The organism is Brevundimonas sp. (genome assembly GCF_046293315.1).
In the GTDB taxonomy this organism is placed as follows: Bacteria; Pseudomonadota; Alphaproteobacteria; order Caulobacterales; family Caulobacteraceae; genus Brevundimonas.
The window spans coordinates 75,482-97,626 of the sequence record NZ_JBKBPF010000010.1 but is presented as its reverse complement, the minus strand read 5'-3'; the positions used below and the strand labels follow the sequence as shown (position 1 = coordinate 97,626).

At 70.7% G+C, this 22,145-nt stretch carries 14 protein-coding genes and 1 pseudogene; 5 read left to right on the top strand and 10 right to left on the bottom strand.

Annotation, left to right across the window (positions count from 1 at the left end):
* Window positions 1–40 precede the first annotated feature (40 nt).
* From ACK4SE_RS10650 to ACK4SE_RS10640, 3 genes and pseudogenes are all read left to right on the top strand, one after another.
* The gene (locus tag ACK4SE_RS10650) at window positions 41–229 is read left to right on the top strand and encodes a DUF3008 family protein (RefSeq protein WP_409692257.1); all 189 of its coding nucleotides are present in this window, start codon (window positions 41–43) and stop codon (window positions 227–229) included.
* 75 nt (window positions 230–304) lie between these two features.
* Window positions 305–946 carry an exopolysaccharide biosynthesis protein gene (locus ACK4SE_RS10645; RefSeq protein ID WP_409692254.1) on the top strand — a complete coding sequence of 214 codons (642 nt, stop codon included), beginning with the start codon at window positions 305–307 and terminating at the stop codon, window positions 944–946.
* Window positions 947–1,204: 258 nt separating this feature from the next.
* A pseudogene (locus ACK4SE_RS10640) lies at window positions 1,205–1,603 on the top strand (methyltransferase domain-containing protein); the annotation flags it as partial.
* A 229-nt stretch (window positions 1,604–1,832) separates the two neighbouring features.
* Here ACK4SE_RS10640 and ACK4SE_RS10635 read toward each other — a convergent pair.
* The 3 genes from ACK4SE_RS10635 to queA all read right to left on the bottom strand — a co-directional run bounded on the left by ACK4SE_RS10635 (window position 1,833) and on the right by queA (window position 6,282).
* On the bottom strand, window positions 1,833–3,716 hold the full coding sequence (locus ACK4SE_RS10635) for a patatin-like phospholipase family protein (protein WP_409692251.1): 1,884 nt from the start codon (window positions 3,714–3,716) through the stop codon (window positions 1,833–1,835).
* Window positions 3,717–3,903: 187 nt separating this feature from the next.
* Entirely contained in the window at window positions 3,904–5,013 is a 1,110-nt protein-coding gene (gene tgt / locus ACK4SE_RS10630; RefSeq protein WP_409692248.1) for a tRNA guanosine(34) transglycosylase Tgt, read from the bottom strand.
* A 198-nt stretch (window positions 5,014–5,211) separates the two neighbouring features.
* On the bottom strand, window positions 5,212–6,282 hold the full coding sequence (gene queA, locus ACK4SE_RS10625) for a tRNA preQ1(34) S-adenosylmethionine ribosyltransferase-isomerase QueA (protein WP_409692245.1): 1,071 nt from the start codon (window positions 6,280–6,282) through the stop codon (window positions 5,212–5,214).
* A gap of 86 nt (window positions 6,283–6,368) precedes the next feature.
* On the opposite strand from queA, the gene ACK4SE_RS10620 reads away from it, so the two are divergent.
* A complete protein-coding gene (locus ACK4SE_RS10620; protein WP_409692242.1) occupies window positions 6,369–7,415 on the top strand; it encodes a mechanosensitive ion channel family protein in 1,047 nt (348 codons plus the stop codon).
* 19 nt (window positions 7,416–7,434) lie between these two features.
* Here the strand turns inward: ACK4SE_RS10620 and ACK4SE_RS10615 are convergent, their stop codons facing one another.
* The gene (locus tag ACK4SE_RS10615; protein ID WP_409692239.1) at window positions 7,435–9,120 is read right to left on the bottom strand and encodes an alginate lyase family protein; all 1,686 of its coding nucleotides are present in this window, start codon (window positions 9,118–9,120) and stop codon (window positions 7,435–7,437) included.
* Between the two features lie 137 nt (window positions 9,121–9,257).
* Here ACK4SE_RS10615 and ACK4SE_RS10610 point away from each other — a divergent pair, with 137 nt between their 5' ends.
* Window positions 9,258–10,511 (top strand): Nramp family divalent metal transporter, encoded by a 1,254-nt coding sequence (locus ACK4SE_RS10610; protein WP_409692237.1) that lies wholly within the window; start codon window positions 9,258–9,260, stop codon window positions 10,509–10,511.
* Window positions 10,512–10,682: 171 nt separating this feature from the next.
* Here ACK4SE_RS10610 and ACK4SE_RS10605 read toward each other — a convergent pair whose 3' ends face one another.
* From ACK4SE_RS10605 to ACK4SE_RS10580, 6 genes are all read right to left on the bottom strand, one after another.
* On the bottom strand, window positions 10,683–12,020 hold the full coding sequence (locus ACK4SE_RS10605; protein ID WP_409692234.1) for an N-succinylarginine dihydrolase: 1,338 nt from the start codon (window positions 12,018–12,020) through the stop codon (window positions 10,683–10,685).
* Window positions 12,017–13,477 carry a succinylglutamate-semialdehyde dehydrogenase gene (gene astD, locus ACK4SE_RS10600; protein ID WP_409692232.1) on the bottom strand — a complete coding sequence of 487 codons (1,461 nt, stop codon included), beginning with the start codon at window positions 13,475–13,477 and terminating at the stop codon, window positions 12,017–12,019. The genes ACK4SE_RS10605 and astD overlap by 4 nt, the downstream gene beginning before the upstream one ends.
* A gap of 159 nt (window positions 13,478–13,636) precedes the next feature.
* Window positions 13,637–14,644: an arginine N-succinyltransferase gene (locus tag ACK4SE_RS10595; protein ID WP_409692229.1), complete on the bottom strand. Its 1,008-nt coding sequence runs from the start codon at window positions 14,642–14,644 to the stop codon at window positions 13,637–13,639.
* Window positions 14,645–14,800: 156 nt separating this feature from the next.
* Window positions 14,801–16,051, bottom strand: a complete 1,251-nt coding sequence (locus tag ACK4SE_RS10590; protein WP_409692226.1) for a hydrolase — start codon at window positions 16,049–16,051, stop codon at window positions 14,801–14,803.
* A 66-nt stretch (window positions 16,052–16,117) separates the two neighbouring features.
* Window positions 16,118–20,353 carry a translocation/assembly module TamB domain-containing protein gene (locus ACK4SE_RS10585; RefSeq protein WP_409692224.1) on the bottom strand — a complete coding sequence of 1,412 codons (4,236 nt, stop codon included), beginning with the start codon at window positions 20,351–20,353 and terminating at the stop codon, window positions 16,118–16,120.
* Window positions 20,350–22,137: an autotransporter assembly complex protein TamA gene (locus tag ACK4SE_RS10580; protein WP_409692222.1), complete on the bottom strand. Its 1,788-nt coding sequence runs from the start codon at window positions 22,135–22,137 to the stop codon at window positions 20,350–20,352. Before ACK4SE_RS10580 ends, ACK4SE_RS10585 begins: the two co-directional genes overlap by 4 nt.
* Window positions 22,138–22,145: the final 8 nt, after the last annotated feature.

The following is a 22,145-nucleotide window of genomic DNA, read 5'->3' as shown; positions in this document are numbered from 1 at the left end:
CGCGCCAGCCGAAGGGTTTGGGTCGCACAAGGAGACCGCCATGCCCGCCAAGTCCGCCGCCCAGCAGAAGGCCGCCGGGGCCGCCCTGTCAGCGAAGCGTGGGGACACGCCGAAGTCCGGGCTGAAGGGCGCGTCGAAGTCCATGGCCGGGTCCATGAGCGAGACGGAGCTGGACAAGATGGCCTCCACCTCGCGCAAGGACAAACCCGAGCACAAGAGCGACCGTTGACGGCGCGCGCCGGCGTCCCATCTGTGAAGCGACGGCGGGATCGGCCCGGCGTCCTCCACCCATGACGGACGCCTGATGACGTCGACGGCCCTGACGCTGCCGCCTGAACCGCGCCGAGCCTTTTCCGAGGTTCTGGAGGATCTGGCGCGCCGTCCGGCGCCCCGGCTGACCCTGGGCGAGATCGTCGAGGCGTTCGGGGAGCGCGGGTTCGGGGCGCTGATCCTGATCATCGCCCTGATCAGCCTGTTTCCGTGGCCGCCGGGGTCCAAGGCGATCCTGAGCGTGCCCATCGTCCTGCTGTCGCTGGAGCTGGCGTTCCAGCGGGACCGGGTGTGGCTGCCGCGGTGGACGCTGAGCCGGGGCCTGTCGCGCCAGACGTTCGGCCAGGCGCTGGCGCGGGTGATGACGCCGATCCGGTTTGTGGAGCGCCTGTCGCGGCCCCGCATGCCGTGGCTGACGGGCGAAATCGCCGACGTGATCACGGGGCTGACCTGCGTGTTCCTGGCGGTGATGATGGCCCTGCCGGTGCCGTTCGGGGATCTGCTACCGTGCCTGACCCTGATCGTGCTGGGACTGGGGATCATGCAGCGGGACGGCGCGGCGATCCTGCTGGGCATGTTGGGAACGGTAGCCTGCGTGATCTATCTGTTTCTCGTGTGGGCGGCGGTGACGGCCGCCGTCGCCGCGATCGGCGGCTGGGCCGGGCGGCTGTTCTAGAAACACGTGCCTTCAGAAACAATTGAGGCCGCCGGATCGCGCCGGCGGCCTCGCATTGTCGGACCGCTGGAGCGGCCGATCAGAGCCTTGCCTGAAAGGTCAGGCGCGGGCCTCGCAAGAGGTCCGGGTTCCGATCTCCGCTAGCGTCGAGTGACAATGAGACACCGGATCACCTCCTTTCAGCTGTTATACTGGGACTCAGAAGGTTAGAAGCGAACGGCGACTTCGCAAGGGCTTCTTCCGCATGGTGACTGTTTCGTGATCGATGCGCCCGCCTGGGACCCCGACCAGTATCAGCGGTTTCGCGCCCAGCGGGACCGGGCGGCGCTCGACCTGCTGAGCCGTCTGCCGGACGTCGATCCGGGCGAGATCTGGGACCTGGGCTGCGGCACGGGCGAGCATGCGGCCATGATGAAGCGGCGCTGGCCGCAGGCGGCGGTGCACGGGCTGGATTCCAGCGCGGAGATGCTGGATCGGGCGCGGGCCTTGCCGGATGCGGTGGCGTGGATAGAGGGCGACGCGGGGTCATGGGCGCCGGAGCGACCGGCGGACCTGATCCTGGCCAACGCCTCGCTACAGTGGCTGCCAGACCATGAGGCGCTGTTCGGACGCATCGCGGAGCGGTTGGCGCCGGGCGGGGTGTTCGCCTGCCAGATGCCCTTGGCCTTCGAGACGCGGCATCACACGATCATGCGCGAGACCGCGGCGGCGGGGCCGTGGGCCGGGGCGCTGGAGGGCGTGGATACGATTGCGCCGCTGCTGGCGGCCGAGGGCTATTACGACGCGCTGGCGGGCGTCTGTGCGGACATCGACGTCTGGTCCACCACCTATCTGCAGGTGCTGGACGGCGAGGACGCGGTGCTGGAGTGGATGAAGGGGACGGCGCTCAGGCCGTATCTGACGGCGCTTTCCGGCGAGGTGCAGGACGCTTTTCTTTCGGCGCTTTCGGCGCGGCTTTCGGACGCTTTCCCGCGGCGGGCGGACGGGACGACCCTGATGCCGTTCCCACGACTGTTCCTGATCGCGCGGCGCTGAGGGCTTTCTGCGCGCGGCGCAGGCGCAGGTGGGTGACGGGGCCCTCAAGGTCCGCCAGCGCGGCTGCGGCGGCGGTCCAGCCGGCCTTGACCGCGGGCTCGAAGGCTTTCCAGTCGCGGATCTCGACCCCGCCCAGATCGGGCATGATCAGGAGGTCGGTGGCGGCGCGGGATTCGGCCAGGTCGGCGGCGCTGGTGATGGTGGCCGAGCGCATCAGGATGGAGACGATGGGCGGGCCCTTCTTCCAGTCGCCGGACAGGATCCAGCGCCACCAGGTCTTGGGGTTCTCCAGCACGCTGGGGTCCACGGTGTGGGTGCGCGAGACGTCCACGGCGACCACAGGGCCGGGCTGCCAGCCGCGCATGACGTCGGCGGGCAGGTTGCGCAGCACCGCGCCGTCCACCAGCACCTGGCCGTCGATGACGGCGGGCGGCAGGACGCCGGGCAGGGAGATGGAGGCCCGCAGCGCCTGTCTCAGCATGCCCTTCCGGTGCACCACATAGCTGTTGGCGGTCAGGTTGGACGAGCCGCAGAAGAACGGCAGGGGCAGGTCGGCGATGTCCACGTCGCCATAGGCGTCGATCAGCAGCTGATTGACCTTGCGTCCGTGGGTCATGGCGACGATGGGGAAGGCGATGTCGGACAGGGGGCTGTGCTCGACGAAGGCCTGACGGATGCGGTCCTCCAGTTCCTGCTGGCTCCAGCCCAGGGCCACGCCGGCGCCGATCACCGCGCCCATGGACGAACCGCCCACGAAGTCGAACGGCACGCCCGCCTCGCGCAGGGCGGCGATGGCGCCCAGATGGGCGTAGGCGCGGGCGCCGCCGCCGGACAGGACCAGGCCGACACAGGTGGCGGTGAGGGTGCGGGCGATGCGGGCTTCGTCGTCGACCAGACCTTCGCGGATGTGGAACCAGCGGGCCGGGTCGACGGCCTTGAGCCAGCGGGCGGTGTCGCGGGGCGGCGGGCCGGCGGCGGGGCGCAGCAGGATCAGGTCGGTGAGCTGATGCTCCTCCAGCGAGCCGCTGCGCTGGACCGGGGGCATGCGGGCGGGGCCGTCCAGATCTCCGACCACGAACAGGCGATCCACCTGACGGGCGCACAGGCCGGCCCAGGCGGTCTCGTGCTGTTCGGCGCAATACAGGACGAAGTCGTGGGTCTGCTCGATCAGGGAGAGCCACTCGGCGGCGGAGTTCAGGGCCGAGGAATCGATGACGCGGGCGGTGAAACCCAGATGGCCGATCTGGTCGCGGACCCGCTCCACGAAGGCGCGGATGGGCTGTTCGCGGGCCGAGACGAAGCCGAACACGCTGGGGTCGGCGGCGCGGGGCGAGGTCTCGCGCGAGCGGCGCACCATCAGGCTGGCCAGCTCGACCATCACGTCGGGATGGGCGCGGGCGGCGTCGAGGAAGGCCGCGCGGGGCAGGGCCAGAATCTCGCTGTCGCGCAGGGCGACGGCGGTGGCTGTGTGGGGGGTGCCGGCGATCAGGGACATTTCGCCGGCCGGTTCGCCGGGGCGGATGACGCCGAGGAACTGGGGCTCGGGATGGCCCTCCTTCTGGCGGAAGACCCCGAGGCGGCCGGAGCGGACCAGATAGAGGGTGTCGGCCGGGTCGCCGGCGGTGAACAGACGCTCGCCCCCGGTGAGGGCGAACCAGCTGGCCCGCGTCTCGCCCTCGGCGGCGAAGATGTGGGCCAAGGCCGCTTCCAGGCTGGCGTCGCGGGGCGTGTTCATGACGGGCCAGACTAGGGGGATTCTGTTGCGGTTTGGGTAACGTCGCGCGTTCTCCTCCCCCAAAGCGAAGCGCTGGGGGAGGGGGACCGCCGTCAGGCGGTGGAGGGGGCGGCCGGAGCGCCGGTGGGTGGGGTCGCCCTCCACCATGCTGCGCATGGTCCCCCTCCCCCGCAAGCGGGGTGGAGACCTACGACCTCTGCTGCGCGTGGAAGTCGCGGCGGAAGGCGTCGAAGCGGCTTTCGGCGATGGCGGCGCGCATGGCGGCGGTCAGGGCCTGGAAGAAGGCGATGTTGTGCCAGCTGAGCAGGACCTGGCCCAGAATCTCATCTGATCTGACAAGATGGTGCAGGTAAGCCTTTGAATAGGCGTTGCTGGCGGGGCAGTCCACGTCGGGGGACAGGGGGTCCTGATCTTCGGCGAAGCGGGCGTTCTTGAGGTTGACGGGCCCTTCCCAGGTCCAGGCCTGACCGTGGCGGCCCGATCGGGTGGGCAGGACGCAGTCGAACATGTCGACGCCGCGCGCCACCGCCTCCACCAGATCGATCGGCTTGCCGACGCCCATCAGATAGCGGGGGCGTTCGGTCGGCAGATGGCCGACGCAGTGGTCGAGGGTCTCGCACATGGCCTGATGGCCCTCGCCCACGGCGAGGCCGCCGATGGCGTAGCCGTCGAAGCCGGTCTCGATCAGGCGTTCGGAGGATTCGCGGCGCAGGTGCTCATAGGTGGAGCCCTGCTGGATGCCGAACAGGGCCTGGGCGTCGCGGTCGCCGAAGGCCGCCTTTGACCGGGCGCCCCAGCGGGCGGAGAGCTCCATGGCCTTGCGGGCGCGGTCCTCCTCGGCGGGCCAGGAGACGCACTCGTCCAGCTGCATGACGATGTCCGAGCCGATGCAGTCGGCCTGGATCTCGATGGAGCGCTCCGGCGACAGGACGTGCTTCGAGCCGTCGATGTGGCTGGCGAAGGTGACGGCGTCCTCGGTGACCTTCGAGATGCCCGACAGGCTCATGACCTGGAAGCCGCCGGAGTCGGTCAGGATGGGTTTGTCCCAGCGCATGAAGCGGTGCAGGCCGCCCAGCCGCTGCATCCGCTCGGCGCCGGGGCGCAGCATCAGGTGGTAGGTGTTGCCCAGGAGGATGTCGGCGCCGGTGGCCGCCACCTGATCGACGCTGAGCGCCTTGACCGTGGCGGCGGTGCCCACGGGCATGAAGGCGGGCGTGCGGATGTCGCCGCGCGGGGTCTTCAGGACCCCGGTGCGGGCGGCGCCTTCGGTGGCGTTGATGTGGAAGGGGAAGGGCACGTCGGTTCTCTTTCGTTATCCCTCTCGCGACGGGAAAGGGCTGCGCGCAGCGGAATGCGAAGCAGACCGCTTCTTCGCGCGCAGGGTGAGGGTCCGGTGGTTTCCTGCTGAAACCCGACCCTCATCCCCCGCGCAAGGACGATGTCGCTTCGCGCCATCGTGCGCGGGTTCCCCCTTCTCCCATCGGGAGAAGGAAGATCAAGCGCGAAACAGCAGGCTGCCGTCGCCGTAGGAATAGAAGCGGTAGCCGGTGTCCACCGCGTGGGCGTAGGCGGCCTTCATGGTTCCGGTTCCAGCGAAGGCGCTGACCAGCATGAACAGGGTCGAGCGGGGCAGGTGGAAATTGGTCATCAGCACGTCGGCGGCGCGAAAAGCGTAGCCGGGGGTGATGAAGATGGCGGTCGCGTCGCTGAAGGGGCGGATGACGCCGTGCTCGTCCGCCGCGCTTTCCAGCAGGCGCAGGGAGGTGGTGCCGACGCAGACGATGCGGCCGCCCGCCGCGCGCACGGCGTTGAGGGCGGCGGCGGTGTCGGGCGAGATCTCGCCGGTCTCGGCGTGCATGCGGTGGTCGGCGACGCGGTCGGCCTTGACCGGCAGGAAGGTGCCCGCGCCCACGTGCAGGGTCACGGCGTGGGTGGAGACGCCGCGCGCCTGAAGCGCCGCCATGAGCTCGGGCGTGAAGTGCAGGCCCGCGGTGGGGGCGGCGACCGAGCCGTCGTGCCGGGCGAACAGGGTCTGGTAGTCGAGGCGGTCGCGGTCGTCCTCGGGCCGTTTGGCGGCGATGTAGGGGGGGAGGGGCATGACGCCCGCCTCGCGGATGGCGTCGTCCAGCGCCGGGCCGGCCAGGTCGAAGGCCAGGGTGATGAGGCCGTCCTCGCCCTTGTCCACCACGCGGGCGTCCAGCCGCCCGGCCAGGCAGGCGCCGTCGGCGGTCTTGCCGAACATCACCCGGTCGTCGGGCTTGAGCCGCTTGCCCGGCTTCATGAAGGCAGTCCAGCGGTCGGGCGCCGTGCGCTGGTGCAGGGTGGCCTCCACCGGCACGGTCAGGCCGTCGCGGTCGCGCACGCCGTCGAGACGCGCGGGGATGACCCGGGTGTCGTTGAAGACCAGGGCGTCGCCGGGCTGAAGCAGGTCGGCCAGATCGCGCACGATCCGGTCCTCGATCCGGCCGCCGCGCACCACCATCAGGCGGGCGGAATCGCGCGGGCTGACGGGCCGCAGGGCGATGCGGTCCTCGGGCAGGTCGAAATCGAAGTCGGCGGTCAGCATGGGCGGCGCAATGGCCACGGGCGCGGCGGCGGGTCAAGGTGGGATGACAGCGGGAACCTTGGCCGTTGTTCGCGCGCTGGACCCCCATGACCGACATGGGAAGCCTTCTGGCGCTGGAGAAAATCGAGAGCGCGCCGGTGTTCCGGCTGGCGGGCACGTCCATCACCGCCGGGGGGCTGATCTCGGCCGCCATCATCCTGGCCGTGGCCATCGGGCTGGCGTGGGCCGCCACGCGGGGGATCAAGCGGGTCCGGGCCCGGTCCAGCCGCAACGCCCAGTCGCTGTATGTGCTGGAGAAGCTGGTCAGCTATGGCCTGATCGTCGCTGGACTGATGCTGGCCCTGTCGGCCACGGGGCTGAACCTGTCGTCGCTGGCGGTGTTCGCCGGGGCGCTGGGCATCGGCGTGGGGCTGGGCCTGCAGGGCGTGGTCAAGGAGTTCGTCTCGGGCGTGTTCCTGATCTTCGACCGCATGGTCAGCGTGGGCGACTATGTGGAGCTGGAGGGCGGGGCGCGCGGCGCCATCATGGAGATCGGGCCCCGGGCCACGCGCATCCGCACCAATGACAACATCAACATTCTGGTGCCGAACTCGCAGCTGATCGAGCACCCCCTGACCAACTGGACGCTGAAGGGCGACACCCGGCGCATCCACATCCCCTTTTCGGTGGCCTACGGCGCGGACCGGGGCGAGGTGCGCGATGTGGTGCTGGCGGCGGCGCGGGCGTCGCCGTTCACCCTGCCCGAGACCGAGGCGCGCAAATGTCAGGTCTGGCTGGTGAACTTCGGCGAGAGCGGGCTGGATTTCGAGCTTCTGGTCTGGCCGACGCAGGATTCGGTCAAGCGACCGGCCGCCATGCACGCGGCCTACACCTGGGCCATCGCCGAGGCGCTGGAACATGCGGGCATCGAGATTCCGTTCCCGCAGACCGACCTGCGCATCCGCAGCCTGTTCGGCCGCGAGGGCGACGAGGCTCTGGAGGCGATGACCACCGGCAAGGCGCCCACGCCCAGGCCGGCGGCCCGCAAGCCGAAGAAAAAGGCGGCCGGCGCCCCCAGCGACAACGACGCTGCCGCAGACCTGCTGCAGCCCTCGGCGGCGGAAGCGCCGGAGGCCCCGGAACCCGGCGCCTGAGCCCGGTCGCCGCGTGCGTCTACTCGCGCGGAATGGCCAGGGGCGCGCCGCGCCAGACCACCTCGAAGTCGTCTTCGGTCAGGCGCACCTCGGGCGGGGCATGGCCCCCCAGGCTGATGATGGTGGCCAGGCGCCCGCCCCGGCCCAGCCACCCGGCCGCCAGGGCGTCGTTCTCCACACGATGATGATAGTCGGCCGCCATCCAGCCCTGGGGCGGGGAGTCCTCGCCGCGGACCCGGCGCAAGGTCAGGGGATGGTCCGCGACGTGGCGAATGCGGAAGTCTTTCCGCGTCCATCCGTCCGGCGCCGCCTGGACCACGATGCGGGGATGCAGGTGAAGCCAGGCGGTCAGCAGGCGCGGGGTGTCGGCGGTGACCCGATCCAGAAGGATCAGCCACTGTCCCGGCCGATAGAGGAAGCGCCGCTGGTGCGCCACTCCGAAGGCCGGTCGGTCTATGCGGCCGGCGATGAACCAGCCCCACCGCGTGTGCGTCATGGCGGTGAGGCCGCCGCCCGAGGGCGCCGTGGCGCCCAGACCGTTGTCATCCCGCTCGCTGACCAGATCGATCGTGTTGTGGGCCCGCGCGCTGAGCGAGTAGTCGCGCATGGCGCCGGCGGAGTAACTGTACTTGCCGGTGTCGACCAGCAGGCGATGGCCTCGCTCGAACAGTTCGAAAGACAGATCGTCCGCGTGCTTGTGCACATTGCTGTGGTGGCCGCAGGTCACAAGGAGCATGGCGGCCCTGGTGGGCGCGCGGTCCCAGCGGGTGCGCACTACGGCGTAGCCCGCCTCGCGGAACAGGCGCCCGACGACGCGCTCCTCCACTACGGGCGCGGGGAAGGGCCGCCGCACGGGCGAGGAATCTCCCGCGGCCGACGACGTCCCGTCCGGAAAGATGAACCATGGGACGGCCTTGGCCGCCCCACGGATGGTGCGGGCCAGGTCCGGGTTATCGAACCAGCCGGTCTCGGCCATCCGGCGGAATTCCCTGAGGGCGAAGAAGTGATAGCCGGGAGAATGCTCCAGATGCACGCCGCGCCGGCCGAACTGGGTCAGCAGGAGGCGGGAGAGCAAGCCCGAGACATAGGCCCTGCCGTCCTGCGCTTCCGGCCAGTCGGGCGCCACGTGGCACAGGGCGGCCGCGCCGTGGATCTGGGCCAGGGCGTGATTGGAATAGGCGATGAAGGCGGGATCCCGCAGGCGCGCCAGATGGCGGCGGGCCAGTCGGATCACGGCGTCGCGCCGCAGACGGCTCTGGGCCTCGAACGCGGGCTGGCTGATGACATAGGCCAGTTTGGCGGCGCGGATGCCGGCGGCCATGTCACCCCAGAAGGCGGCCTTACCGCGCCCGCGGTGTTCCGCACGCGCCCAGTCCAGCATGGCGTCGATCAGAAACCGGTAGGCCTGGAGATCACCGCCGCGGCAGTGCGAGCCGATATAGACGTCAAGCGGGCGCCAGGCGCTGAGCTGAAACCGCCAGTTGGCGTCCCTGAAGGGGTCGGCGGTCCAGTCAAAAGGCAGGGTGAAGGGCACGGGCGGGCGATCCGGCCGGGGCCGCCAACCCTTTTGCTGCTGATGCTCAAGGCGAAGGCGGGCCCGTTGCGGCTGGGTCGGCAGCTTGATGCACATGGCCTGTTCCGCCGTCAGGGGGCGGACCCCGTCGGGGCGGCGCGTCTCGCTGCGCTTGAAGAGTGACTGGAACATCGGCGGCCAGGGGATGTCTGCGGCCGTGGCGGCCCAAAGCGGTCCCTGCGTGATCGGGTCGCCTGTTCAAGTCAAGCTGCGCCGATTGCGCGGCGGGGCAAAGCGTAGCAGGTTTCCCGCAGCCGGGAGGATCGACGATGGATCAGGACGTTACGCCGAAGAACCGCTGGAAGCTGCTGGGGCCCGGCATCGTGGTGGCGGCCACTGGCGTGGGCGCCGGTGATCTGGTGGCGACCCTGATCGCGGGCTCGCGGTTCGGCTACGCCCTGCTGTGGGCGGCGATCATCGGCACCGTGCTGAAGATCGCCCTGGCCGAGGGGGTGGGGCGCTGGAGCCTGGCGACGGGCCGCACCATCTTCGACGGCTGGTCCAGTCTGGGGCCCAGGGGCTTTCCGTGGGCCAGCATCTATTTCGGCGTCTATGTGGTGATCTGGGGCTTCGTCTACGGGGCCACGGGCATGACGGCGGCGGCGCTGCCGCTGGCGGCCCTGTTCCCGGTCTTCAACCTGATCACCTGGGCCATGATCGCCGGCGTGGCCGGGCTGGTGCTGGTGTGGTTCAATTCCTATCCGGTGTTCGAGAAGATCATGACGGCCCTGGTGGCGGTGATGTTCGTCACGGTGGTGGGACTGGCGATCCTGGTCACGCCCGATATTCCGGCCATGGCGCGCGGGCTGATCCCCATGCTGCCGGAGGGCGCGGGGTACTACACCCTGGGCCTGATCGGCGGGGTGGGCGGGACCATCACCATGGCGGCCTATGGCTACTGGATCATGGCCAAGGGCTGGAAGGGACCGGAGTGGATCCGGGTCATGCGGCTGGATAACCGGGTCGGCTACATCATGACCGGCATCTTCGTGGTCGCCATGCTGATCGTGGGGGCCGAGATCCTTTACGCGGCCGGCATCGCGCTGGGCGGCGGGGACCGGGGTCTCCTGGATCTGGACGAGGTGCTGCGCGAGCGGTTCGGCAACGTGGTGGGGACGATGTTTCTCGTCGGGTTCTTCGCCACCACCTTCTCGTCCCTGATCGGGGTCTGGCACGGGGTCAGCCTGATGTTCGCGGACTTCTTCGCCCATGTGACCAAACGGCAAGGCGACGAGGCGGTGCGGGGCGAGAAGAGCCCGGCGTTCCGGGGCTATCTGCTGTGGCTGACCTTCCCGCCCATGATGCTGCTGTTCCTGGGGCGGCCGTTCGGGTTGATCGTGGCCTATGGCGTTCTGGGGGCGCTGTTCATGCCGTTCCTGGCCCTGACGCTGATCTGGCTGCTGAACAGCGCGCGGACGCCCAAGGAATGGCGCAGCGGCTGGCTGTCCAACGGCATGCTGGTCGCGGCGGCGGCGCTGTTCTGCGTGCTGGCCGGGCAGGAGCTGTGGGGGTTGATCAACTGATCCCTCTCCCGATGGGAGAGGGCTGCGCGCACGGATGCGCCAGCATCCGTTCTGTGCGCGCAGGGTGAGGGTCGGTTCCATCCTGCCTCGGCACGCGCCCCTCATCCCCCGCGCACGAATCCCCGTGGCGCCGTCGGTCGGGGGTTCCCCCTTCTCCCATTGGGAGAAGGATCAGATTTGCTGGAACGGATAGAAGTCGCCGCCGAGGTCGAGGATCTCGGTGAGTTCGTCCAGCGCGCCGCGGGACTCGTCCAGCAGCGCGGGGTCGGCCAGGTCGGAGGGGGTCAGGGCGTCGCGGTACCAGGTGGCGGCCCAGATGGAGAGGCGGGCGTAGAGCTCGTCGGTGAGGCGCTGGGCCGGGTTGGCGGCGTCCAGCTCCTCGTCGGTCAGGACCACGCGCAGACGCAGGCAGGCAGGGCCGCCGCCGTTCCGCATGGACTGGCGCACGTCCACATACTCCACCGCGCCGATGGGGCCGTTGCCCGAGACCAGGGTCTCGGCCACGGCGCGCGAGCGGTCGTTGTCGCGGGTCTCGGTGGGGCAGATCAGGGTCAGGCGGTCACGGCCCGGCAGGGTCACCAGCATGGAGTTGAACAGATAGCTGGAGATGGCGTCGGCCAGCGGCAGGTCCCTGTCGCTGATCTCGATGAACACCGGCTCGAACAGGCCGTCGGCCATGCGGCGGATGGCGTCCTTCGTTCCCGCCGTGTCCTCGAAGGCCAACTGGTGGAACAGCAGGGCCTCGCGCGTGCCGACGCAGACCACGTCATTGTGGAACGTCCCGCCGGCGATGGCGGCGCGGCTCTGGCGGGCCAGGACGGGGCGACCGGCCGTGTGGCGGCGGATGATGGCCTCGGATGCCTCGCGGGTCTGGCGGGCAGGGAAGGGGCCGTCCCAGGCTTCCCAGGCCTCGCGGCCCCAGACCAGCAGATTGACGCCCGGCTCGCCGTGGTCGGCGCACAGGCGCACGTGGTTGGCCGCGCCCTCGTCGGACAGGTGCGGGGCGGCGGGCAGGGGGTCGTGGACCTTGAAGATGTCCCGGTCCGGAAACAGGGCGCGCAGGGCGCGGGTGGTCTGCTCCGCCTCAAGACCCCGGTGCAGGTTGGTGATCAGATTGGCCGGGGTGAAGTGGACGCGGCGGTCCTCGGTGTCGGCGCTGGGCGTCACCGTGGCGGCGTTGGCGGCCCACATGGAACTGGCGGAACAGGCGGCGGCGGCGAAGCTGGGCGCGGCGCGCCACGCCTGCTCCAGCACCGCCTTGTCCGAACCGGAGAAGCCGAGGCCGCGCAGGAACGGGATGTTGGGCCGCTCGTGGGGCGGCTGGACGAACTGGGGCACGCCCAGATCGGCCAGCAGCTTCATCTTCTGCAGGCCCTGCAGCACGGCGGCGCGGGGGTTGGAGGCCTCGCCCTTGTTGAGGGCGCTGGCCAGGTTGCCGGGGGACAGGCCCGCATAGGAGTGGGTGGGGCCGATCAGGCCGTCGGCATTGGCTTCGACCGCTGAGGTCATGCCTTCAGTCCCTTGATTTCAGACGTGATGTCCGAGACGGCTTCGGCCTCGAAACTGGCCATGGGCCAGGCGCAGTAGTCGGCGGCGTAGTAGGCGCTGGGGCGGTGGTTGCCGCTGGCGCCGAGGCCGCCGAAGGGCATGTCGCCCGCCGCGCCGGTGGTTGGCCGGTTGAAATTGACCACGCCCGCGCGGATGCGGCGCTGGAAGCGGTCCCAGTTGGCCGGATCGTCGCTGACCAGACCGGCGGACAGGCCGTAGCGGGTGTCGTTGGCGCGGGCCATGGCGGCGTCGAAATCGGCGGCGCGGTAGACCTGCAGCACGGGGGCGAAGATCTCCTCGTCGGGGATGTCGCGGGCTTCGGCCATGTCCAGGATGCCCGGGGTGACGAAGGCGTCGGACAGGCCGGGGATGCGGCCGAAGGGGCGGATGACGCGGGCGCCGTTTGCGATCAGGGCGTCCACGGCCTTCAGCGCGCTGTCGGCGGCGCGGGCCGAGATCAGGGGGCCGCCGTAGACCTCGCCGTCGCTGGTCCAGGGGCCGAAGGTGAGGCGATCGGCCAGGGCCCTGACCGCCTCGATGACCGCATCGCCCGCCGCGCCCTCGGGCACGATCAGGCGGCGGGCGCAGGAGCAGCGCTGGCCGGTGGTGATGAAGGCGGACTGGATGACGATGCCCGCCACGGCTTCGGCGTCGGCGACGTCCCACACCACCAGCGGATTGTTGCCGCCCAGTTCAAGCGCCAGGATCACGTGGGGATCGTCGGCGAATTTCTTGCGGAAGTGCGCGCCCGCGGCGCCCGAGCCAGTGAACAGCAGGGCGTCGATGGGCTGGTCCAGCAGGGCGGCGCCGGTCTCGCGGCCGCCCTGGATCAGGTTGAATACGCCCGCAGGCAGGTCGGCGGCCTCCAGCGCCTCGGCCATCAGCTGGCCCGTGTGGGGGGTCTCCTCGGACGGCTTGAAGACCACGGTGTCGCCCGCCAGCAGGGCCGGGACGATGTGGCCGTTGGGCAGGTGGCCGGGGAAGTTATACGGGCCCAGCACCGCCGCCACGCCGTGGGCGCGGTGGCGCAGCACGGCGCGGCCGAAGGCGGTCTCGGCCTCGCGCTCGCCGGTGCGCTCCTCATAGGCGCGGATGGAGATGTCCACCTTGCCAGCCATGGAGCCCAGCTCGGCCTTGGTCTCCCACAGGGCCTTGCCCGTTTCGCGGCTGATGGCCTCGGCCATGTCGGCGGCGCGGTCCTTGAGCACGGCCTGATAGCGTTTCACCGCCTCGATGCGCTCCTCGCGCGGACGGTCGGCCCAGTCCGGGAAGGCGGTGCGGGCGGCGTCCACGGCGGCGGCGGCCTGGGCGGGGGACGCCTCGGCGCCGGCCCAGACGGTCTCGCCGGTGGCGGGGTCGGTGGAGGTGAAGGCGGCGCCCTGGCCGGAGGTCCATTGGTTGGCGATGAAGTGGGTCATGGGCATTCTTTTTTCCGCTCATCCCCGCGAACGCGGGGACCCAGTGATTTGGATGACCCGAAGTGTCAGGTCTGGCCCGCCCGCCGGTCCTGAAGCGTCAGCGTCAAGCTGGACAGGACTGGGTCCCGGCTTCCGCCGGGATGAGCGGAATCTCTATTGTCAGCTCTTAACCCGAACGACGGCGCCGGGTTTGAGTTTCAGGGCGTCGGCGGCTTCCTTGCTCATATGGGCGACGTCACCGTCGATGGCCACCTTGGTGCGCACGGCGCGGAAGGCGGAGACGCTGTCGGTGGAGGCGAGGGAGACCAGTTCGACGTCCACCTCGTCGGCGAGCGACAGGGTCAGGGTGCGGGCGTCGCGGACGGTGCGGATGTTGTCGCGCTGGCAGGCCACGGTGGGGCCGCCGTCGAAGATGTCCACCAGACCGTTGGGACGGAAGCCCTCGGATTCCAGCAGGGCCATGGCGGGCACGCCCTGGGGGTGCACCTTGCCGATCACGGCGCGGGCGGGCTCGGGCAGCAGGCCGATGTAGATGGGGTGGCGCGGGGCCAGGTCGACGATGAACTGCTTGTCAGTGGAGCCGGTCATGCGGTCGGCGTCGTCGAACTCCATGGGGAAGAATTTGTGCGCCACATGATCCCAGAACGGGCAGGCGCCGTCGGGGGTGAAGACGCCGCGCAGCTCGGCCAGCACATTGTCGGCGAACAGGTCGGGATCGGCGCCGATCAGCATGTAGCGGGACTGGGACAGAAGGCGCCCCGCGCCGCCCTTGCGCCGGTCGGCCTTGAGGAACAGCGAGCCCACCTCGGACCAGCCGGTGCACTCATTGACCAGCACGAGGGTCTGGTGATCCAGCCGCACGTTCATGGAGGGCGAGGACTGGGTGTGGTTGACGATACGGAACGAGAAGAAGGGCCGCTTCAGCCCCACCGCCGCCTTGACGCTGCCGACGCCGTCGACGTCGCCGGTGGCGGAATCCTCGAGCATCAGGGTGTACCAGCGCTCCTGCGGCGCCAGGGCGCCGGTGAAGCTGTCGCGGCTGATGTCCAGCCGTTCCGACAGGACGTCGGCGTCCTCGGGCAGGCTGGTGAAGCCGGGGCCGGACAGGATGGCCAGTTCGAGCAGGGAATCGAGATCGGAGGGCCCGGCGGGGCGGACGACGAGCATCTCAGTCCTCCCTCGTCCGCAGGACGGGGGAGGGGGACCGCGTAGCGGTGGAGGGGGCGACCGGCGTGCATCGGCGGATGAGGTGTGCCCCCTCCACCATGCTGCGCATGGTCCCCCTCCCCCGCGAAGGGGCGGGGGAGGATTTGAACGTCCGGCTCACAAGGTCTCCAGTCTCAGTTGTTTCAGGCGGTGGGCGTCGATCTCGCCGGAGGCGGTCTTGCACAGGATCAGGGCGGACAGCTGGCCGCGCGCGACGAAGCTGTCGGGCCAGGCGAACTCGTCCGCGGAGTGAATGTCGCCGCCCAACACGCCCAGGGTGTCGATATTGGGCAGGCCGGCTGCATGCAAATTGTTGCCCTCGCAGACCCCGCCGGAGGACTTCCAGGCGATGGTCTGTCCCAGCAGGGCGCCGGTCCGGCGCACGGCATCGAACAGTTCGGTCTGGGCCGCGTCCATGGGCTTGGGCGGGCGGGTGAAGCCCCCGTGCAGGTGCAGGTGGAGGCCCTCGAACGGCGGGGTCGAGGCGATGTCCGTCACCGCGTGTTCGATCCAGGCGGCGGCCTGGGCGTCGGGCACGCGGACGTTGAAGCGGACCACGGCGTTGTCGGCCACCACGTTCAGGGCGCCGCCGCCGGAGATCTTCGCCACATTGACGCTGACCCCCTCGCGCTGGCCGTTCAGGCCGTGCAGGGCGGCGGCGAGGATGGCGGCTCCGGCCACGGCGTTGCGGCCCTCGTCGAAGGCGCGGCCCGCGTGGGCGGCCTTGCCGGTGACGATCAGGTGCCAGTTGCCGCTGCCCTTGCGGGCGCCGGCGAGCGTCCCGTCGGCCAGCGCCGGTTCATAGGTCAGCCCCAGATGCCCGCGCGCGCCCAGTTCGGCCAGCAGGGGGGCGGAGGCGGGCGAGCCGATCTCCTCGTCCGGGGACAGCAGGACAGTCCAGCCGACGCGGTCCTTGTCCGGGTGGGCCTCGAACGCCTCCAGCGCGCCCATCAGGACGGAGATGCCGCCCTTCATGTCGGCGAGGCCGGGGCCGTTCAGGGCGCCGTCGGCGCGCTTGGTCACCGTCTGGAACGGGCTGTCGGCGGGAAAGACGGTGTCGTAGTGGCCGGTCAGGACCACCTGGATCGGGGCGTCAGGGCGGGCGGTGATCTTCAGACAGTCGGCGTGGGTCTGTTCGATCACCCGGCCGTCGTCGCCGACGATGGACGAGGGGGATGTGGGGATCCGCTCGATTTCGGCGGGCAGGATCCGCGCCTCGGCCTCCAGCACGTCCAGCATGCGGGCCAGGCCGGCGTCATTGCGGCTGCCGGAATTGATCTCGCTCCAGGCGACGGCGCGCGACAGGATGCGCTCACCGGCTTCGGCGACGCGATCAAGGACAACCTGATCGTAGGGGTGAATCTTCATGCGGGCGGACCCTACGCGCCCGGGGGGACAAAAGCCAAGCCGGGCGGGAAGGGGGCGGCTCCCCGCCTAGTCCGGCTGGTTCGGGCGACGATCGCGGCGGCCGGTGCCCGGCTGACGGGTCTGGTTGCGCCAGCGGATGGCCAGGCGCGCGTCGCCGTCGCCCTCGAAGCGGGAGGTGACGGCGATGTTGCGCCGGACCTGCCATTCCACCTGCACCGCGCCGCCGGACTCGCCGCCGCCGATGACCTCGAAATAGACGTCGTCGGTCAGGTAGCGGCCGCCCGCCACGGTCAGGGCCGAGGCGTCGCCGCCGAAGGACAGGCGGTCCAGACCGGCGAACTCGCGCAGATTGCCCAGCACGTCGAAGCCGCCGCCGCCTGCCAGCGATGCTACGCCGGAGGCCAGCTGCGCCGCCTCGAACGCCGACAGCTGCGAAGCGGAGCGGCCGAACAGGACCTGCGACAGGATCTCGTCCTGGGGCAGCTGCGGGGTCGAGGTCAGCTCGATCTCGGGCGAGGACGCCGTGCCGGTGACCCGCACCTCGGCGGTGAGGGCCGGGTCTTCGCGCACGGCGCGCAGGTCCAGACGGATGCGGTTGATGTCGGTGGACAGGGTGACCGTGCCGCGCTCGTCGAACACGAAGCGCTTGCCGGCGAAGTCGTAGTCGCCGCGCACGACTTGCGCCGTGCCGGTCAGCTGCGGGCTGGCGAGGGTGCCCCTGACCCGGGCGTTGACGTTCATCTCCACATTGAGACCGCGGCCGCGCACCCAGACCTGGCCGTTGGGAGAGCGCAGCACGATGTCGAGCCCGATGGAGGGGCCGCGGCGTTCGGCTGCCGGGTCGCCCGCGCCGATGACGATGGGATCGCCGCCGGGTCGGTTCACCTCGACCACATCCATGCGCACGATGCCGTTGCCGCCGACGGGATTGGCGGCGATCTCGGCCTCATCGACGTTCAGGCGGCCCATCAACTGGATGTTGCCATCAGCGCCGCGGGTCACGGTGATGGGCCCGGAGGCGTCGGCGGTGGCGATCTCGTTGTCGATCAGCCGGAAGCTGGACAGGTCCAGGGTGAAGCTGGAGGACGACCCCTGACGCAGGTTCATGCGGCCGGAGCCGGACACCGTGCCGCCGGAGCCGTCGTTGGCGGTGAAGGTCTGGACCTGGGCGGATTCGCCGTCGAAGCGGGCGGCGAGGGTCAGGGCCTCCAGACGGACGCCGGTGATGGTGTCGCGGAACATGCCCCGCTGCACATCCAGGGTGCCCCGCAGCTGGGGGTCATTGATGGAGCCGGCGATCGTGGCCTGCCCCTCGACCTGACCCGCCAGCCGCTGTTCGCCGCCGAAGAAGATGTCCCAGATGGGCTGTATCTGGCCGCTGAGGGACACCTCGCCGGACATGGGGCGGGTGCGGTTGACCGCCAGACGCAGCGGGGCGGCGGAGGTTTCCACCGGCAGGGTGAGGGCAGCGTTGGCCTGCACGCCGCCCTCATCAACCGCCTGGGCCGTCAGACGCAGGGTGTCGCCGGCCAGACGGGCGTCCAGAGTGCCGTTGACCGCCAGACCTTCAGCCGCGTCGACGCTGCGCAGGTCGGTCATGGTCAGATTGGCGGAGCCGGACAGATCAGTCCCGGCGCCGCGCAGGGACACGCGGCCCGTGACGCGGCCGCGCAGGTCGGGGGACAGGGATCCCAGATCGACGCTGGTCAGGTTGGCCTCGATCAGGGCGGAATTGCTGTCCTGACGCAGTTCGCCCACCAGGGCGCCGCCGCCGACGCCCAGATCGAGGCGAACGACCCGACCGTCGCCGGCCAGGGCGATGACCGCCGGGCTGCGGGTGTTGAAGGCGATCTCGCGCACGCGGCCGTCGCCGGACAGGGTGACGGTCTGGGAGCCATTGGTGCGGGCGTAGACCCCCGAGCCGTCGAACTCGACGGGGGTGTCGCCCGCCACGTCGGCGGTCAGGGTGAAGGGCAGGCGGTTCAGCGTGCCGCGGCCGTTCAGGTCCAGGGTGCGGATCAGATAGCTCGAGCCGGCGAAGCGGACATTGCGGCCGGTGACGTCGAGGATGGCGGTTTCAGAGCCCGCGCCCTCGGTCAGACGCACGCGCCCGTCCGCCTGGCCCGAGGCGAGGAAGGCGCCCTGGCGAGCGGAGAAGGTCAGGTCGGCGCTGGCGGGCGCGCCGTCTACGAGGGCGATGTCGCCCTGGGCCTCCACGCCGCCGGCGTTCACATCGACGCCCGTCAGGCGCACGCCGCCTGCGGCCAGGAAGAAGTCGCCCGAGGCGCGGGCCGGACCGTAGTTGCTCCCGGCGGTGATGGCGACGCGACCATCGGACGAGTTGGCGCCGCGCCGGAAGCTGAGGATCAGATCGGCCTCGGTCAGGGCCAGCGGGCCGGCGGCGATCTCGGCAAACCGGGCGGTCAGATCGGCGCGCGGCTGCGACAGGGTCCCGGTCAGCGCGCCCTGGCCGCTCATGGTGCCGTCGATGGCCACCGGGCCCACGCCGAAGGGCCCCTCGGCGTTCCAGTCGAGGGCGAGGCGGAGAGCGCCGTCGCCGCCGATCAGGCCGCGAGCTCCGGCCCGGCCGGCTGTGCCGGTCAGCAGGGCGCGGTCGATGGCGATGCGGCCATCATCATAGGCGGCAGTCACGTCCAGGCGCGGCGTGGCGCCCAGCAGGCGGTCCAGCTCGGCCATCCCGGTGGCGAAGCGGCGGCCGCGTCCGTCGAAGGTGACGCGCCAGGGCGCGCCGGATCGGGCCTGGCTGGCGCGGATCGGCCCGCCGAAGGCGCCCCGCGCGCCAGGACGGACCAGACCGGCGTCGGTGACTTCCGCCCGGCCCGAGAAACGCAGGGAGCCATTCATCCCGCGAGCGCCAGACCCCTCGATGATCAGGCCCTGACCGCGCAGGTCGATGTCTTGCAGCAGGAAGTCGCCGCTCGCAGTGCGGGCGCTTTCAAAGGACACCCGGGGCTGGACCCCCAGCAGGCCGCCGATGACGCCCGAGCGGGATCCGCCCTGCACCGCCAGATCGCCGTCCAGCGCCATGTCGCCGTCCCGCACCCGCACGTTCAACGGGCCGTCGAGGCGGGCGGCGCTGTAGCTGGCGGCCGTGAGGTTGCGCACGCTGACGGCGCCGTCCAGCGTCCAGGCGGTGCCGTCGCCCCGGAACACGCCGGCCCAGGCGGCCGGTCCGGCCAGGTTGGTCCCGGCCAGTCGGCTGAGGGAGCGCGTGGCCACGGTCAGGCGGACGCCGTCCGGCACAGCCCGGTCCGAAGAGCGCACGAAGCCGCGTGCGCGGGACGTGAAGTTCTCGGCCTGCAGATCCCAGGCCATGGCCTCGAATCCCGGCCGTTCGGGATCGGCGACGGTGGCGAGGCCGAAGCGGGCGGTGCGGCCGATGCGGCGCACGAACGGCTCCAGCAGGTCCGACCCGGAGAAATCGGCATGGCCGCCGATGCGGGTGCCGCCACCCTGGCGAAACACGCCATTGATGGTCAGGGGGGTGAATTCGCCGGTGCGGACCAGGGCGTCGATGCCGTCGCCGTTGATCAGGGCGCGGGCGCGGAACGGCTCATTGGGAGAATAGCCGACGGCGCCGGCCAGCGGGCCGCCGCCTGCTTCCTGCGCAATGGCGTTCACGCGCAGGTCGTCGATGCCGTCGCCCCACTGCACGTCGCCGAAGAGGAAGTCGCCCCGCCGCGTCAGGCTGAAGGCCCGGACCTGGGCCGACTTCAGGCCCACGCGGCCGATGCTGGTCTGGCCGGTGAGGGTCCAGCGGCCGTATTCCTGACTGAAGCCTTCCTCCAGATCGATGTTGGCCGAGAACCGGTCGATATCGATGCTGAGGGGCAGACCGCCCCCGGGCGGATCGTCCGAAGGCTCGACGATGGGACGGCGGATCAGGCGGATGCGGTCGGCGGTGATATCGCTGGCGTGGAAGCGTCGGGTGATCAGGGCCAGATAGGACCAGTCCACCCGCACATCGGTGGCTTCGAGCCAGACGCCCTCGGCGTCCGTCACCGTGACCCGGGCGATGGTGAAATCGTCCCACAGATCGCCGGACAGGCCCTCCACATTGATGGCGCCGTAGTCCCCGAGCTGCTTGCCCGACACGAAGCCGACCACCAGATCGCGCCCGGCCGGGGACAGGACGACCAGACGGCCGCCGATCAGGACCAGCACGGTCAGGGCGATCAGGCCGCCCGCGACCATGCCCGCGATCAGCGCGGCCCACTGGCGGCGCGTGCGGCGCGCCTTGGCCTCTTGCGGCGTTTCAGATTCGGGAGGCGTGTCGGTCAAAACGCCTGTCCGATGCTGATGTAGAGCTGGAAGTCGGCGTCGCCCTCGCGCTTGTCGAGCGGGAAGGCGACGTCGGCGCGGATGGGGCCGAAGGGCAGGCGATAGCGCACGCCGAAGCCGGCGCCGTAGCGCATGTTGCTGAGGTCGGGCGTCTCCTCGAATCCGACCGCGCCGCCGTCCACGAACACCACCGCGCCGAAGTTTTCGCCGATGTCACGGCGGACCTCGACGGACGCCTCGAGCAGCGACAGGCCGCCGCGGGGCGTATTGTCGGTCAGGCGAGGGCCCACGCCCTGGTAGGAATAGCCGCGCACAGAACCGCCGCCGCCGGCGTAGAACAGGCGGTCAGACGGCACCACGAACTCCTCGGCCCCGACAATGGAGCCGACGCGCAGACGCCCGGCCAGAACCGTCCGCCCATCCTCCTGAACGGGGAGGTAGCCCGTGCCGGTGACGTCGGCGCGCAGGAAGTAGACATCGTCGTCGCCGGTCACCGCCGTCGGTTGGGCCGAGCCGGAGAGGCGCCAGCCGCGGCGCGGATCGAGCGGGTTGTTGGAGCGATCCACATGGAACCCGCCGCGCCCGGTCAGGATCACCAGATTGCGTTCAACGTCCAACGGTCCCTCGGTGATGGGGTCAAACCGCGTTTCGTTGTAGAGCCCGCCGTCAAGCGCTACGCCGTAGCTGTACCACGAGGTGCGGCCGAACCGCTGGCGCAGGTCGGCGCTCAGGCTGATCGCGGTGCGGTCGTAGGCGTCGGTGTCCTCGTAGATGGCCGCACTGGCCAGGGAGAGGGTCTGGCCCGGGCGGCGCCAGTGGGGCAGGGACAGCTCGGCGCCGATGCGGCTGTCGATGCGCGCGGCGCGGGCGAGGAAGCGCAGGGTGTCGGCGCGGCCGAACCGGTTGTGCCAGGTCCAGATCCCGTCGACGCCGGGACCTTCGGTAGTGGAGTAGCTGACGCCGGCTTCCAGAATGCGGCGCGGCCGGTCCGTCAGGGTGACGATGATGGGGCGCAAACCCTGGGCGTCGGTCTGGTCGGTGGGCGCCAGCGCTACACCGACGCCGTCATAGACGCCGGTCTCCAGCAGGCGACGCTCCAGCTCGGCCACGTCCTCGGGATCGTAGACGTCGCCCTCGGTCCAGGGCGCGAGCCCCCCGACCCAGGCCGCGCGGGTGGGGCCCCGCGTCTCCAGCCGGACGCCGTCCAGACGGACCAGGTCGCCAGCCAGGATCCTGTAGGTCGGCTGCACCTGAAACACGGCGTGGTCCACCACGACGCGGCGGGTCTCCGCGGCGGCGTCGGCGTAGCCGCGACGGGTGAGGCCGGAGACGATCCGGCCCTCCATGGCGATGACGTCAGCGGCGCGCCCGGGGGATTCGGGCTTGACCTCGACCGCGGCGAGCATGGCCAGGGCGGTCTGCTCGTCGGGAGGCGTCTCCAGCCAGTCGACGCGAGGCTGGTTCAGGGAGAAGCGCGGGCCGGGCGTCACCACGATGACGGCCCGTGGCGGGCTTTCGCCCTCGACCACTTCCTCGATCACGGCCTGGTAGTAGCCCTCGGACCGGAGCAGGGCCTCGGCGTTCTCGGCGGCGGCGGCGGCGCGCCGACGGGCCTGGAAGCGGTTCTCGATGGGGGCGTCCGTCTCGCCCACGGCGCGTTCCAGCGCGTCCTGCAGGTCGTCGCTGACCTCGCCGCGAACCACCGCGCGCGGTTCCGCCTGAACGGAGGTCGCGGCGCTCATGGCCGTGACGACGGCGGCGATCAGGGGAAGCGGACGTGTCAAACGCGAAG

Excerpts from the sequence above, each read along its gene's own strand:
- ACK4SE_RS10595 (WP_409692229.1), bottom strand. The coding sequence starts at position 14,644 with ATGCTCGTCGTCCGCCCCGCCGGGCCCTCCGATCTCGATTCCCTGCTC.
- ACK4SE_RS10615 (WP_409692239.1), bottom strand. The coding sequence starts at position 9,120 with ATGTTCCAGTCACTCTTCAAGCGCAGCGAGACGCGCCGCCCCGACGGG.
- ACK4SE_RS10605 (WP_409692234.1), bottom strand. The coding sequence starts at position 12,020 with ATGACCTCAGCGGTCGAAGCCAATGCCGACGGCCTGATCGGCCCCACC.
- astD (WP_409692232.1), bottom strand. The coding sequence starts at position 13,477 with ATGACCCACTTCATCGCCAACCAATGGACCTCCGGCCAGGGCGCCGCC.
- ACK4SE_RS10610 (WP_409692237.1), top strand. The coding sequence starts at position 9,258 with ATGGATCAGGACGTTACGCCGAAGAACCGCTGGAAGCTGCTGGGGCCC.
- ACK4SE_RS10650 (WP_409692257.1), top strand. The coding sequence starts at position 41 with ATGCCCGCCAAGTCCGCCGCCCAGCAGAAGGCCGCCGGGGCCGCCCTG.
- queA (WP_409692245.1), bottom strand. The coding sequence starts at position 6,282 with ATGCTGACCGCCGACTTCGATTTCGACCTGCCCGAGGACCGCATCGCC.
- ACK4SE_RS10645 (WP_409692254.1), top strand. The coding sequence starts at position 305 with ATGACGTCGACGGCCCTGACGCTGCCGCCTGAACCGCGCCGAGCCTTT.
- ACK4SE_RS10620 (WP_409692242.1), top strand. The coding sequence starts at position 6,369 with ATGACCGACATGGGAAGCCTTCTGGCGCTGGAGAAAATCGAGAGCGCG.
- ACK4SE_RS10635 (WP_409692251.1), bottom strand. The coding sequence starts at position 3,716 with ATGAACACGCCCCGCGACGCCAGCCTGGAAGCGGCCTTGGCCCACATC.
- ACK4SE_RS10590 (WP_409692226.1), bottom strand. The coding sequence starts at position 16,051 with ATGAAGATTCACCCCTACGATCAGGTTGTCCTTGATCGCGTCGCCGAA.